At 38.2% G+C, this 15,399-nt stretch carries 11 protein-coding genes and 1 pseudogene; all 12 read left to right on the top strand.

Features of this window, described 5'->3' with window-relative positions:
• The first annotated feature begins 2 nt into the window (after window positions 1-2).
• The 12 genes and pseudogenes from NAT51_RS14420 to NAT51_RS14370 all read left to right on the top strand — a co-directional run bounded on the left by NAT51_RS14420 (window position 3) and on the right by NAT51_RS14370 (window position 15,353).
• Window positions 3-1,904, top strand: a complete 1,902-nt coding sequence (locus NAT51_RS14420; RefSeq protein ID WP_250599832.1) for a DUF3857 domain-containing protein — start codon at window positions 3-5, stop codon at window positions 1,902-1,904.
• Between the two features lies 1 nt (window position 1,905).
• The gene (locus NAT51_RS14415) at window positions 1,906-3,909 is read left to right on the top strand and encodes a DUF3857 domain-containing protein (protein WP_250599830.1); all 2,004 of its coding nucleotides are present in this window, start codon (window positions 1,906-1,908) and stop codon (window positions 3,907-3,909) included.
• 1 nt (window position 3,910) lies between these two features.
• Window positions 3,911-5,893 carry a DUF3857 domain-containing protein gene (locus NAT51_RS14410; protein ID WP_250599828.1) on the top strand — a complete coding sequence of 661 codons (1,983 nt, stop codon included), beginning with the start codon at window positions 3,911-3,913 and terminating at the stop codon, window positions 5,891-5,893.
• A 2-nt stretch (window positions 5,894-5,895) separates the two neighbouring features.
• On the top strand, window positions 5,896-6,222 hold the full coding sequence (locus NAT51_RS14405; protein WP_250599826.1) for a nucleotide pyrophosphohydrolase: 327 nt from the start codon (window positions 5,896-5,898) through the stop codon (window positions 6,220-6,222).
• Window position 6,223: 1 nt separating this feature from the next.
• A complete protein-coding gene (locus tag NAT51_RS14400) occupies window positions 6,224-6,550 on the top strand; it encodes a DMT family transporter (RefSeq protein WP_250599824.1) in 327 nt (108 codons plus the stop codon).
• Window positions 6,550-7,779 carry a 3-phosphoshikimate 1-carboxyvinyltransferase gene (locus NAT51_RS14395; RefSeq protein ID WP_250599822.1) on the top strand — a complete coding sequence of 410 codons (1,230 nt, stop codon included), beginning with the start codon at window positions 6,550-6,552 and terminating at the stop codon, window positions 7,777-7,779. The genes NAT51_RS14400 and NAT51_RS14395 overlap by 1 nt, the downstream gene beginning before the upstream one ends.
• 176 nt (window positions 7,780-7,955) lie before the next feature.
• Window positions 7,956-9,005, top strand: coding sequence for a tRNA preQ1(34) S-adenosylmethionine ribosyltransferase-isomerase QueA (gene queA, locus NAT51_RS14390; protein ID WP_250599820.1), 1,050 nt, complete (start codon window positions 7,956-7,958; stop codon window positions 9,003-9,005).
• A 269-nt stretch (window positions 9,006-9,274) separates the two neighbouring features.
• Window positions 9,275-9,469, top strand: a pseudogene (locus tag NAT51_RS19815) (hypothetical protein); the annotation flags it as partial.
• A gap of 376 nt (window positions 9,470-9,845) precedes the next feature.
• The gene (kynU, locus tag NAT51_RS14385; protein WP_250599818.1) at window positions 9,846-11,132 is read left to right on the top strand and encodes a kynureninase; all 1,287 of its coding nucleotides are present in this window, start codon (window positions 9,846-9,848) and stop codon (window positions 11,130-11,132) included.
• A gap of 81 nt (window positions 11,133-11,213) precedes the next feature.
• Window positions 11,214-12,305 (top strand): agmatinase family protein, encoded by a 1,092-nt coding sequence (locus NAT51_RS14380; RefSeq protein ID WP_250599816.1) that lies wholly within the window; start codon window positions 11,214-11,216, stop codon window positions 12,303-12,305.
• Window positions 12,306-12,451: 146 nt separating this feature from the next.
• Window positions 12,452-12,862, top strand: coding sequence for a glycine zipper family protein (locus tag NAT51_RS14375; protein ID WP_250599814.1), 411 nt, complete (start codon window positions 12,452-12,454; stop codon window positions 12,860-12,862).
• 103 nt (window positions 12,863-12,965) lie between these two features.
• Window positions 12,966-15,353 carry a penicillin acylase family protein gene (locus NAT51_RS14370; RefSeq protein WP_250599812.1) on the top strand — a complete coding sequence of 796 codons (2,388 nt, stop codon included), beginning with the start codon at window positions 12,966-12,968 and terminating at the stop codon, window positions 15,351-15,353.
• Window positions 15,354-15,399: the final 46 nt, after the last annotated feature.

Genomic DNA, 15,399 nt, shown 5'->3' with positions numbered 1-15,399 from the left:
ATATGAAGCTATTTAGGTTTTTGTTACTTGTGTGTTTATTCTTTACGGGGAAAATTTTTGCCCAGACAAGTGATTTGTCTGTTTTGGGTATTCCGGCCGAATTAAAGGAAAGCGCAAACAGTGTTGTCCGTAATCAGGAAGTTTCGGTTGAGATCAAATCGATTTCCAATATGATCATAAAAACAAAAAAAGTAATTACTGTTTTTAATGAAAAAGGGTTACGGAATATCGATGCGAATGAGCATTATAATAAAACATTAAGTATCAATTCCATCGAAGCCGTTGTCTATAATTCTTTAGGAAAGGAATTAAAGAAGCTGAAAAGGAAAGATTTTCAGGATTACAGTGTAGCCGGTGATGCTGCTGATATTTCGGAAACCCGTGTGGTTGCATTAAATTATGTGCCAACCGAATATCCATTTACAATTATCTATCAAAGTGAAGTCCAAACCCCAAATACCGCTTTTATCCCGAAATGGTATCCTGTGGATGATTTCAGTGAAAGTGTCCAAAAATCAGTATTTACAATAAGCTTTCCGTCTGGTCTGGGTTTTAAATATAAAGAAATCGATTTTGGGGATAAAAAAATCCTGAAAGAAGAAAAGGAGAATTTTTTACACTATACCGTTGAAAATTTCCCTGCAGAAAAACCGGAAGAATTAGCGCCTTATAAACCATCACATGTGATTTTCGGATTGGATAAATTTATGTTGGAAGGTGTGGAAGGTGACGCTAAAAACTGGAAGGATTTCGGAAAATGGATGAATGAAAAACTTTTAAAAGGTACTTCTGAGATTCCGGTTGATACCCAGACTAAGATCAAAAATCTGATAGGGAATGAATCTGATCCAATCAAAAAAGCGAGAATCGTATATCAGTACATGCAGGATAAAACACGCTATGTGAGTATTCAGTTGGGGATTGGCGGATGGAAACCCATGTTGGCAAAAGATGTCGACCGTTTGGGATATGGCGATTGTAAGGCGTTGAGTAATTATACTAAGTCATTGTTGGAAGTTGTCAGCGTTCCTTCTTATTATGCCATAATCTACGGCGGAGATAACCGCAAGGATATCATGGAAGATTTTGTATCCATGCAAGGTAACCATGCTGTTTTAGCTGTTCCGGATAAAGACAATAAACTGTTTTTTCTTGAGTGTACCAGCCAGACAAAGGCTTTTGGTTTTGAAGGAGATTTTACAGATGACAGATTTGCCTTGTTGATTAAACCCGAAGGTGGTGAAATCATCCGTACCAAAAAATATATCGATAAGGATAATGCCCAGGTTACCAAAGGGAAAATTATTGTCGGGGAAGACGGTTCGGCAAAATTGGATGTAAAATTACAATACACCGGAATTCAGTATGACGGAATTGTAATGTTAGAAACCCTGCCATTGGATAAAACCAAAGAAAATTATAAAGAAAGATGGTCTAATCTGAACGAATTGTCAGTTAACGAAGTAAAACGTTATAATGATAAAGCAAATGTTCAGTATACCGAAGAAATTAAATTGAATGTGCCTGGCTATATCAAGGATTTGGGAACAGACAAAATGATTGTGCCTAATGTTTTGAATCAGAATGTTTCAATACCACAACGTTACAGAACCCGTAAAAGCGGTTTCGAAATTGAAAAAGGATATTACGATGAGGATACGATTGAAATTGAAATTCCTTCAGCCTATAAAGTTGGGGCAAAACCGGAACCGGTAAGCTTGGATACAAAATTCGGGACCTACCATACCGAAATTTCAGTGCTGGATAATGGTAAAATCGAGTACAAAAGAAATTTACTGATTAAAAAAGGAATTTATACCGCTGCTGAATATGATGAATTCAGAAAATTTAAAGAACAAATTGCCAAAAACGATAATTCGAAAATCTTATTACAACCAAATTGATATGAAAAACATTACTACTTTATTATTGGTATTTGCTTCACTTGCCGGATTCTCCCAAAAAAGAGAATTAGGAGAAGTGACAATTGAAGAATTGAAGGAGAAAAGACATCCTCTGGATACATCTGCGGTTGCGGCTGTTATTTTTGAAAAAGGGAAAACTTATTTTGATTATAAAATGGGTGAAGGTTTTGATATGGCTACGGAAGTTGACGTAAAAATCAAAATTTACAAGAAAGAAGGTTATGATTGGGCTAATAAAGAAATTTCATATTATATCGGCGGACAAGGTGATCAGTCGGTAATGATTTCCAAAGCGGTTACTTACAATCTTGTTGACGGTAAAATTGAAAAGACAAAATTGAAATCGGAAGGGGAGTTTATTGAGAAAAGCAATAAGTACTGGAATACTAAAAAAATCCAGATGCCTAATGTGAAAGAAGGATCCATAATTGAATACAGATATCTTTTGAGATCTCCTTATGTGAGCAGTTCATTGCCGAAATGGGATTTTCAGAAGGAAATACCTGTTGCTTTTTCAGAATTCAAAGTGAATATTCCTGAATACTTTAATTATGGCGTTTTCAGAAAAGGAGCTTTTCCTATCGTTGAAACTAAAAATAAGTTTGATAAGAAGGTTGCCATGGCTTCGGCCAGTTCGGCAGTAAAAGCGAATACTTCTTTAAGAAGTGCAAATGATTTTACTTACATAGATAACCAAACAATTTATAAAGCCGAAAATGTTCCGGCACTCAGAGATGAGTCTTTTGTTAATAATATAGCTAACTATACAGCAAGTGTTTTGCACGAATTGCAAAGTATCCAATATCCGCAGGAGCCATACAGATTATTTGCTACCGATTGGGATGATGTGACCAAGAAAATTTATGAAAATGGGGATTTTGGTCCTCAATTGAATAAAAACGGATATTTCGAAGATGATTTAAAAGCATTGCTTGCCGGTATTTCAGATAAAAACGAAAAAATCGGAATCATTTTCAATTATGTGAAATCAAGAATGAACTGGGATAAATACAATTCGTATGCTTGTGATAAAGGAGTGGTTGCTGCCTATAAAGACAAAACAGGGAATTCGGCCGAAATTAATTTAATGCTGATCTCAATGTTGCGTTATGCCGGTATCGACGCCAGCCCTATTATCCTGAGTACACGTTCTAACGGAATTGCACTATACCCTAGCCGTACAGCGTTTAACTACGTTATTGCCGGTATTGAAGGGGTTGAAAGTATCACGTTGTTAGATGCTACAAGCAAAAATGCATTGCCTAATATTTTGCCGATAAATGACTTGAACTGGGTAGGAAGAATTATCCGTAAAGATGGAACTTCCGCACAAATTGACTTAGCTTCGGGTATCCTGTCAAAAGAAATTACAAATGTAATGGGTACGCTTACAGCAACAGGAGAGATAAACGGAATGGTGAAAAAACAGCAAATGGATTACAATGCTTTCCTGTTCAGGGAGAGAGACGGGAAATTAGCGCAGGAAGCTTATCTGGAAGATTTGGAAAAAGATTTGAATAATTCGGAAGTAAGCAGCTATGTTATCGATAATAAATCAGATTTAAGCAAGCCTGTTGTTGAAACATATTCTTTCAAAAATACCAATTCGGCCGAAGTTATCGGAGATAAAATATTCTTCTCACCGTTATTGTTTTTCAGTATGGCCGAAAGTCCGTTCAAGCAGGAAAAAAGAGAATATCCGGTTGATTTCGTATTTCCTAACCAGGAAAAATACCTGACGATTATTAATATGCCGGAAGGTTATGCGGTAGAGTCAATGCCGGAACCCATTTCAATTGTATTTACTGAACAAATGTTGACATACAAATTCAACATCAGTTCAAACGGCAAACAAATCCAGGCGACATCAGTGTTTGATATCAATACCAGTGTGGTAGCTCCGGAGGAATATGAAGAGTTGAAAAACTTCTTCATTGCGGTAATCAAAAAGCAAACCGAAAAAGTAGTACTTAAAAAAGCATAAAATGAAACTGTCCGTATTTGTAACGGTATTTTTTTTCTTAGCGGCCAATCCTTTGTTTTCCCAGAAAATGGATCTGGGTGATGTGACGGTTAATGAATTGAAAGAAAAAAGACACCCTAAAGACAGTTCGGCAGCTGCTGCAATTCTGTTCAAGAATGCGGTAACCCGATTTTATTATAATGCAGACAGGGGTTTTTTTACCAAAACAGAATTTGAGTATAAGATAAAAATCTATAGGAAAGATGGCTTAAACTGGGCTAATTTCGTGATCCCTTATTATACCGGAACTGTTAAGTCAGATGAAGAAAATATTGAAGTCAATAAAGCTGTCGTTTACAATCTGGAAAACGGTAAAATCGTAAAATCCAAGCCATCAGCTGATGCTAAAGTAGAAAAGTCAATAAACGATTACTGGGATACTAAAACCGTTATTTTTCCAAATGTCAGGGAAGGTTCGATAATCGAATTGAAGTATACGCATAAGTCATGGGATTTTGACGTGCTACCGTCGTTTCAGTTTCAGTATGACATACCGGTAAACCAGGCTGAGTTTGTTACTGCCATTCCTGAGTTTTATAAATATAAAATTGTGAAAAAGAGCGAAGTGCCATTTACTTTGGATCAAAATTATGAACCTGGCAGTCAAAATTATGTTGAATTGGCACAACCTAAATCGATTGTCTATACTCAACTTAAGTCGGTATTTAAATTCAAAGATATTCCGGCTCTGATTGAGGAAGATTATGCCGGAAACATAGATAATTATTACGGGAAAATTGAACAGGAACTGGAATCGGTTACTTTTGAGGATCAGAAGGCCAAAAATATTAGTAAAACATGGGATGATATAGGGAAACTTATCGTCAACAATAAAGAATACAAAACCGAATTAAGCAAAAACAGCTATTTCATCAACGATTTAAAAGCATTGCTCAAAGAATCAAAAGATCAGCAGGTAAATATGAATCTGGTTTTTGATTTCGTTAAAAAGCGAATGTCATGGAACGGTAAAAACGGCTTTTTTCTGAACAATCCCATTGAACAGGCTTATAGCCAAAAAACCGGAAATGCAGCGGAAATCAATTTCATCTTACTGTCAATGCTGAAACTGTCGGGAGTTGATGCGAACCCGGTTTTCATGTCGACAAAAGACTTCGGTTATGCGAATTACCCAAATAAATCAAAGCTGAATTATGTTTTGGTGAATGCGGTAATTGACGGTAAAAATTATATTCTTGATGCTACCGATAAAATGAGTGCGGTTAATTTACCTCCTGTGCGTGCCTTAAATTGGTCAGGTACAGAAGTTAAAAAAGACGGAACGACAAATCAAATTAAGTTGTTTACAGATGTTATTTCGAAAGAAAGTACCAATGTCATGGGAAGTATCAATGCTTCGGGTGAAATAACCGGAATGATGAAAGTGCAGAAATCAGATTATGAAGCAGTGGTTTTTAGGGATGATGAAGGAAAATTAGCCCAAGAACCCTATCTGGAACGTCTCGAAAAAGAATTTAAAGGTTCTGAAATCTCCGAATATAAAGTTGAAAATAAAACGGATTTGGAAAAACCGGTTGTTGAGACATTGTCTTTCAAGAACCATAATGCTGTTGAGATCATGGGTGATAAAATGTATTTTCAGCCTTTGTTGTTTTTCGCAATGACCGAAAATCCGTTCAAACAGGAAAAAAGAGAATATCCGGTTGATTTTGTTTATCCGAACCAAAAGAAGTATCTGACAATTATCAATATCCCGGAAGGTTATGTGGTGGAGTCGATGCCGGAGCCGGTTTCTATTGTATTCCCAAATAGTTTGTTGGCTTATAAATTTAATATCAACTCAAACGGTAAACAAATTCAGCTAACTTCTGTTTTTGATACCAATACCAGTATAATCGCACCTGAAGACTACGAAGAACTAAAAAAATTCTTCTCTGAAGTAATCAAAAAACAAACCGAAAAAGTAGTACTTAAAAAAGCTTAATAATGGATATAAGAAATGCCCAGGTTGACGTAGACAACTGGATTAAAAACCACGGAGTGCGTTACTTCAACGAATTAACAAACATGGCACAGCTTACAGAGGAAGTAGGCGAAGTAGCCAGAATCATTGCACGCCGTTACGGTGAACAATCAGAAAAAGAAAGCGATAAAGGGAAGGATCTTGGCGAAGAACTGGCCGATGTGCTTTTCGTGGTCCTGTGTCTTGCTAATCAAACCGGTGTCGATCTACAGGCTTCTTTCGATAAAAAAATGGATTTGAAAACGAAACGTGATCACGACCGTCATCACAATAATGAAAAATTAAAATAAATTGAACTGGATTCTTTTAATCATAGCTGGTCTTTTTGAGGTTGCTTTTGCGGCCTGCCTCGGAAAGGCTAAAGAAACTACCGGTAACGTTGCTGTTTTATGGTATGCCGGTTTTTTGGTGTGCCTCACTTTTAGCATGATTCTGCTGGTTAAAGTAACTAAGGAATTACCCATCGGAACGGCTTATGCAGTCTGGACCGGTATTGGTGCCGTGGGTAGTGTACTGGTAGGAATCCTCGTATTTAAAGAACCGGCCACTTTCTGGCGGGTTTTCTTTTTGTCAACCTTAATCCTGTCTTTGGTAGGGTTAAAATTTGTATCCAAATAATGAATCTTTCTCTTCAAAAATCAAAAACGAATACTAAATCTGTCATTGCAGTCTCGGGTAGTAAATCGGAAACAAACCGCTTATTATTACTTCAGGCACTGTACCCAAATATAATATTGGCTAATGTCTCAAATTCTGATGATTCAGAAGTAATGACAAAGGCTTTGCTTAGTGATGATCCCATTAAGGATATTCACCACGCCGGTACTGCCATGCGTTTCTTAACGGCTTACTTTTCCACGCAGGAAGACAAAGAGGTTGTGCTTACCGGTTCGTCCCGTATGAAGGAACGTCCCATCAGTATTTTGGTCGATGCATTACGTCAACTGGGAGCTGTCATCGAATACACTGAAAATGACGGATTCCCACCTTTGAAAATCACAGGAAGAAAAATCACCCAAAATAGAGTGTCGCTTCCGGCTAACGTGAGCAGTCAGTATATTTCTGCATTATTACTGGTGGCACCTAAACTGGAAAACGGTCTGGAACTTACACTCGAAGGCGAAATTACTTCCATCCCATACATCAAAATGACGTTGGCGTTATTAAATGAAATCGGTGTGGAAACATCGTTTGCAGGGAATGTAATCTCTGTTGCCCCAAAACCAATGCTGGCAAGTAGCCAACTCTTAACTGTTGAATCCGACTGGTCTTCGGCTTCTTACTGGTACTCCATCATTGCGTTGTCTGAAACCGGGACTGAAGTCGAACTGTCAAGCTATAAAGAAAACAGTTTACAAGGTGATTCGGCCCTTGCAACTATTTATAAAGACTTCGGAGTGGAGACTGTATTCGGAGATACTAAAATCATACTTCGTAAAATAAATTATAATCATTTATCAATTGTTAATTATCAATTGAACAATTGTCCTGATATAGCTCAAACCATTGCGGTTACTTGCTTCGGTCTGGGTATGGGATGTCATCTCACGGGTTTGCATACATTGAAAATCAAGGAAACTGACCGATTGGAAGCATTAAAGGCAGAACTGGAAAAATTCGGTGCATCGGTAACTATTACAGATGAAACGCTGACTTTGGAACCGACCACAAATATTATTGCCGGTGTTGCTGTCAAAACCTATCAGGACCATCGCATGGCTATGGCTTTTGCTCCTTTGGCCCTGAAAACAAATTTGGTTATCAATGAAGCGGAAGTAGTTTCTAAATCATATCCTGATTTTTGGAAGGATTTACAACATGTGGGTTTTATTATGTCAGAAGCCTGAAAGTGCCATAAACACTGACTTTACAGCTTTGCAACTTTGCAACTTTCCAACTTTAAAATAAATAAACAGCAAAACACTTGACAAGGCCTATTCCGCGATAGTATATTTGCACCTTGTTTAAAAGCAAGTGGTTCAACCGCAAAACTTTTAAACTTTAATCTTCTAAATAGTAAAGAATGAAGTTATCTAATTTCAATTTCAATCTACCGGTAGAATTACTTGCAGAGTTCCCGGCAGAAAATCGTGACGAGTCTCGTTTAATGGTTGTTGACCGTAAAAAAGGAACTATCGAACACAAATTATTCAAAGATATTTTGGATTATTTCGATGAAGGTGATGTGATGGTAGTCAACAATACTAAAGTTTTCCCGGCACGTTTATACGGTAATAAGGAGAAAACAGGAGCACGTATTGAGGTTTTCTTATTGAGAGAATTAAATGCAGAACAACGTCTTTGGGATGTTTTGGTAGATCCTGCACGTAAAATCCGTATCGGTAATAAATTATACTTTGGTGACGATGATTCATTGGTAGCTGAAGTTATCGATAACACAACTTCACGCGGGAGAACTTTACGTTTCTTATACGATGGTTCTTACGAAGAATTCCGTCAGAAATTAGTGGATTTGGGTGAAACGCCAATCCCGAAATACATCAACCGTGAGGTAACTCCTGAAGATGCTGACCGTTACCAAACGATCTATGCTAAGGAAGAAGGAGCTGTAGCTGCACCAACTGCCGGTTTACACTTCTCTAAACATTTAATGAAGCGCCTTGAAATCAAAGGTGTCGATTTCGCTGAAGTAACACTTCACGTTGGTTTGGGTACGTTCAATCCGGTGGAAGTGGAAGATTTATCAAAACACAAAATGGATTCTGAAGAGGTTCGTATCTCTCAGGAAGCTTGTGATACAGTGAACAAAGCCAAAGCAAACAAAAAACGCGTTTGTGCTATCGGTACTACAACAATGCGTGCCATGGAAAGCTCTGTTTCTTCAAACAAAACATTGAACCCTTACGAAGGATGGACAAACAAATTCATTTTCCCTCCTTACGATTTCAGTGTAGCCGATTGTATGGTAACAAATTTCCACACACCGAAATCAACTTTATTAATGATGATTTCTGCTTTCTGCGGACACGATTTAATGCGCAAAGCATACGACGAAGCAATCAAAGAAAAATACCGTTTCTATTCATACGGAGACGCAATGTTGATTCTTTAATCCGTCAAAAACATACTATCCAAAATCCCAATCATCACGGTTGGGATTTTTTTGTTTGTCATTTTACAGAAGGTTTCGTCAGTTCGAGTGTTTTGCGTAACATCGTGGAGCAAAATGTATCGAGAACCTCATGAAGGGAGAACTTCTCGATACATTTTTATTCCGTTACACTACATAATCCCGATAGCTATCGGGACGAAGTGACGTAAGCAATAATACTCAATCCAACAATCTAGCAATCTAAGAAGTCTAAACATGGTACCGGTCGCACTTTAACTGGTACTGATGATTATGTAAGTGGTACTGATCGTTATTTAAGTGGTACCGATGATTTTGTAAGTGGTACCGAAGACTTTTTAACTGGTACCAGTCGTTATTTAGCTGGTACAGATAACTTTTTAAGTGGTACAGATGATTATGTAAGTGGTACCAAAGACTTTTTAAGTGGTACTGCTCGTTTTTAAGTGGTACCGATAGTTTTTAGGTGGTACTGGTAATTTTTAAGTGGTACCGATAGTTTTTAAGTGGTACTGATGATTTTTAGATGGTACTGTTCGTTTTTAAGTGGTACTGCTCGTTTTTAGGTGGTACCGAACACTTTTTAACTGGTACTTTGTATTCTTTAACTGGTTCTAGTTACTAATCACTAATTACTAGTCACTCTTTAAAAGGTACTAAGGACTAAGTGCTAAGGACTAATCACTAGTCACTAGTTACTAGTCACTCTTCAAACGGTACTAAGGACTAAGTGCTAAGGACTCTTCACTAGTCACTAATTACTAATCACTCTTTGCTACTTACCAACTTTTCAATACTTTTACACCACTAATTACAACCAAAATGACATTTCAAAATACACTCGCTTTCGCGCAACAACTTGATGCACAAGACGAATTAAAAAACTACCGGAATGAATTCATATTCCCGCAACATAACGGCCAAAACGTGATCTACTTCACCGGGAACTCTTTGGGATTACAACCTAAACGGACTAAAAAGTATGTCGATGATGTCATGAATGACTGGGCAAATCTCGCTGTTGAAGGACATTTCTACGCCGAAAAGCCTTGGTGGGATTACCAGGAGCGTTTTGCGGCTCCGTTGAGTTCGATCGTAGGGGCAAAACCTTCCGAAATTACCGTAATGAATACCTTAACAGTGAATCTTCACTTGTTGATGGTTTCGTTTTACCGCCCGGAAGGCAAGCGTTACAAAATCATTTGCGAGGAAAAAGCATTCCCGTCTGATCAATATATGTTCCAAAGTCAGGTAAGACACCACGGCTTCGATCCTAAAGATGCCATTGTCGAAATCAAACGCCGCGACGGCGAACACAATATCCGTTTGGAAGATATTTTGTCAAAAATTGAAGAAGTCGGCGACGAACTGGCTCTTGTCCTTTTCGGAGGTGTGAATTATTACACCGGACAGGTTTTCGACATGAAAGCCATCACCGAAGCAGGTCACAAACAAGGAGCAATCGTTGGATTCGATTTGGCACATGCCGCCGGAAACATCAAACTGGAACTGCATGACTGGAATGTTGACTTTGCTGCATGGTGTAGTTATAAGTACATGAATTCCGGTCCCGGAAATGCTTCGGGTTGTTTCGTGCACGAAAAACACCATCATGCTAACTTGCCGCGTTTTGCAGGTTGGTGGGGACATAACAAAGAGCGTCGTTTTAAAATGGAACCTTCTTTCGATCCGGTTCATGGCGCCGACGGTTGGCAGGTGAGTAACCTTCCAATTCTGTCTTTGGCTCCTTATTTGGCTTCCGCCGAAATGTTTGCCGAAGTCGGTATGGATAAATTAATCGCAAAGCGTGATCAAATAACTGCATACCTGGAATTCATCCTGCATGAAATCGACAGTGAAATCCCCGGCACCGAATTCGAAATCATTACTCCGAAAGAGCAAAAGGAAAGGGCTTGTCAATTATCGGTTTTCCTTCACGGTCAAGGAAGAAACCTGTTTGACTACTTAATGGTAAACGGCGTGATAACAGATTGGCGCGAACCAAATGTAATCCGTCTGGCCCCCGTTGCTTTATATTGCTCGTTTGAAGATATGTACAACTTCGGACAAATCCTGAAACAGGGAATTTTAAAATTAAATAATAATTAAGTTGTCACTTCGACGCAGGAGAAGTCGCATAAAGTAATGAGATTTCTCCTTCGTCGAAATGACAAAAAAATGCAAATAGTAATGACAAAACAACAAATTATAGAAAGCTTCGACCCGTCACAACCGGGTTTGGCAGATGCTACCGTTTTCGGATTACCGTTTTCGGCAGAAGATTCTGAAATTATAGTAATCCCTGTGCCATGGGAAGTAACCGTAAGTTATGGTGCCGGTGCATCAGAAGGACCTGATGCCATCATGGATGCTTCTTTTCAGGTGGATTTGAACCATCAGGACTTTCCTGAATTATGGAAGTTGGGTATTTATATGGAGGAAGCTCCTAAACACTGGAAAACAAACTCTGATAAATACAAATCGTTAGCGCAACCTATTATCGAAGCCCTTGAAGGTGGTGAAGATATCGGGAATTTCCCTGCTCTACAGGCTGATTTGGATAAAATCAACAAAGTGTGCCGTGAATTACACACTGAGGTAAAAGAGAAGGTGTTGTACTGGATGAATAATGGAAAGAAAGTGGTTTTATTGGGTGGTGACCATTCAACGCCGCTTGGTTATTATGAAGCTTTGGCTTCAAAACATGATAACTACGGAATCTTACATTTGGATGCACACATGGATTTGCGTATCGCTTATGAAGGATTTACATATTCCCATGCTTCAATCATGTACAATACATTGCAGATTCCACAGGTTTCAAAAATCGTTCAGGTGGGAATCCGTGATTTCTGCGAACAGGAAGTGGATGTGGTACAAAAATCAAACGGCAGGGTTTTGGTTAATACTGACGCCGACTTAAAAGCGGAATCTTTCCAAGGGAAAACATGGGAGCAGCAATGTGAGGCAATCATCGCGTCATTGCCGCAAAAAGTATGTATTTCTTTCGATATCGACGGTATGTATCCTTGGTATTGCCCTAACACGGGTACTCCGGTACCTGGTGGTTTCTCGTTTGAGCAGGCTACATATTTGTTTAATAAGTTAGCAGAAAGCGGTAAAGAAATTATCGGTTTCGATTTGGTTGAAGTGGCTCCTGGTGAAGACGGAAGCGACTGGGACGGAAACGTGGGCGCAAGAATGTTATTCCACATGTGTGGCGTTCTGGCAAAAAACAACGGATTAAATACCGGCAATAAAATTAGCTTTCCAAGAAAGTAATTGATAGTATAATATAGAAGAAAAGACGGGTGAATAGCCCGTCTTTTCTGGTTTTAAGGGAATTCTGTAACTATTGCCCGAAATTATGTAACAACTAAGTAGTCATTTCGCTTTTACTTTGTCTGTATAATTTAAAATGATAAGTCATGAGAAATTTAGCTATAATCATTATAAGTGTATTAACATTGAATTCATGTAAAGATTCCAATAAAGAAGGCGTAACTGATAAAAATCTTGAAGCCGAAATCAAACAGGCTACGATCGACTCAATGAAAATGGAAATGGAAAAGCAACGGATCATTGACTCAATGAAAGCCGTGGGTGCAGCTCAGGCACAATCTTCTAATAAAGAAGTAGTTGTGGTTAATCAGGCGGCTCCGGCAAGAAAAAAATGGAGCGGAGCCGCCAAAGGTGCGGTGATTGGTGCCGGAGTAGGTGCTATAACCGGAGCTGCAATTAGTAAGAAGAAAGGAGAAGGAGCTGTAATTGGTGGTTTGGCAGGTGCTGGAGTAGGTGCAGGAACCGGAGCAATTATAGACGAATCGAAAAAGAAATAATCGCCACAAATTTTAACCCAAATTAGAAAGTGCATCTCGAAAATAGATGCACTTTTTTTATGAAGAAACGGTTATTTCTTTAAATTTGATTAAAATCTTCTAAATGAAAAGAATTAAACAATTTCTTCTGTCTTTATTTATTCTGATTGTGCTTGCCGTGATTGGTATTTATGGTTATCTGCTCACTACAAAACCTGAGTATGAAGGTGAGTTGGGACTCAAAAACATTTCCGCCGAAACTGATGTGTATTTTGACGAATTCGGGGTTCCGCATATTTATGCCAAAAACCAGAAAGATGCCATGACAGCATTGGGATATGTGCATGCCCAAGACCGTTTGTGGCAAATGGAATTGTTGAGAAGAATAGCTCCCGGAAAACTTTCGGAAATCTTCGGTACAAGAGCATTGCAGAATGATAAATTGTTTATCGCATTGGGGATTGACGAGCATTCGGAAGAAGCAATTAAGAAATTAGACAAAAGCAGTCCTTCCTATCAAATGGCGATGGCTTATTTGGACGGAATTAACCAATATGTTGAAAACGGTAAAACACCTATTGAATTTTCCTTACTAGGAATTGAAAAGAAACCTTTCACTTTGAAAGATGTTTACAATACATTCGGTTATATGGCTTTCAGCTTTGCTATGGCACAACGTACAGATCCGTTAATGACTGATTTGCGGAATAAGTTGGGAGATGATTATCTGAAAGAACTGGGTGTTGATTATTCGTTCAACACCGTTAAAATTAAAGTGACTGATAAAAAAACTGATCAATATATTGAAGCTTCTAAAGCGGTAACAGCCTTAATGGAAAGTTCACCCGTTGCTCCTTTTATCGGAAGTAACAGTTGGGTGGTTGGTCCTCAGAAAACCCAAAACGGTCGTGTCATTTTTGCTAATGATCCCCATATTGAATTTTCGCAACCCGGAACATGGTACGAGGCTCATATCAATTGCCCGGACTACGAAATCTACGGATATTATCTGGCCGGAACACCATTTCCGTTATTAGGTCATAACCGTCAATATGCTTACGGTTTAACGATGTTTGAAAACGATGACGCCGATTTCTTTGAAGAAGAAAGTAATCCATCAAATGATACGCAGTATAAAAACGGTCCGGGATATTCCAATTTTAAAATCCGTAATAAGGTTATAAAAGTAAAAGATAGTTCCGATGTGAAATTAGCTATAAAGGAAACCAGTCACGGTCCGGTAATGAATGGAATTCTGAAAGATTTTAATCCGCAAAAACCGATTGCTTTTCATTGGATTTATACCCAACAGCCTAATCACATTTTAGATGCCGTTTACAGTTTAAGTCATGCAAACGGTATTGAAGATTTTCATAAAAACATCGAATTGATTGCCGCACCGGGATTGAATATTATGTACGGTGATGCTAAAAATAATATTGGATGGTTTACTTCTGGTAAGTTGTACAAATTGGAAAAAGACGTTAATCCCAATTTTATTTTAAGTGGCACAAACGGTAAAGATGATAAGAAAACGTTTTTGGATTTCAGTAAAAACCCTCATGCGCAAAATCCAAGTTGGGGTTATGTGTATTCTGCCAACAATATGCCGGAAGCCATTGACGGATACAATTATCAGGGTTATTACCTTCCAAAAGACAGAGCCAGAAGAATTACGCATTTGTTGGATAGTAAAAATGACTGGAGTAAAGAGTCAATTGGTAAAATGATCAATGATGATACTTCAATGGAATCGGCAGATGTGGCTAAAAACTTTGTTTCGATATTAAGTGCTGCAGAACTGACTGGTGAAGAAAATGAGGCTTTGTCATTTTTAAAATCATGGAAAGGAAGCAACGGACTTACTGATGTGGCGCCAACAATCTACAATAAACTGATGTATTTCTACCTGAAAAACACCTTCAGTGATGAGATGGGAGATGTAGCTTTTAAACAGTTCATGAAAACCTATGTCATGAAACAAACCATTGCGCATCAGTCTAAAAACCAGAATTCATTGTGGTGGGATGATATCAATACGAAAAATAAAAAAGAAGGCCGTGGTGATATTTTGGTTAAATCATTTAAAGAAGCAATCCAAAACTTGGATAATCAATTAGGAAGTGATGTAACATCCTGGACATGGAACCGGGTGCATAAAATTGAATACAAGCATCCATTGGGAAGTGTCGCTTTGCTTAAACCATTTTTTAATGTAGGTGTTTTTGAAATTCCCGGCGGAAATGAAGTGATCAATAATACCAATTTTGAGCCTTCCGATGAAGAAGTTCATATGGCTAAATCCGGACCTTCTACACGTCGCGTAATTGATTTTTCAGATGTGGAGAATTCATGGAGCATTTTGCCTTCGGGTCAGTCAGGGAATCCAATGAGTCCGCATTATAATGATCAGGCCGAAATGTATGTCAACGGAAAATTCAGAAAAATGAAGATGAACAGGAAAGAAATTGAAACATCTTCAACTAAATTGGTTTTTCACCCAAAAAAATGATTAAAATCATGTGCGTATTCATTGTGAAACCATAAATTTGCAAAAC

This window comes from Flavobacterium amniphilum (assembly GCF_023634845.1).
Taxonomy (GTDB): Bacteria; Bacteroidota; Bacteroidia; order Flavobacteriales; family Flavobacteriaceae; genus Flavobacterium; species Flavobacterium amniphilum.
This window is presented reverse-complemented; position numbering and strand designations above follow the sequence as displayed.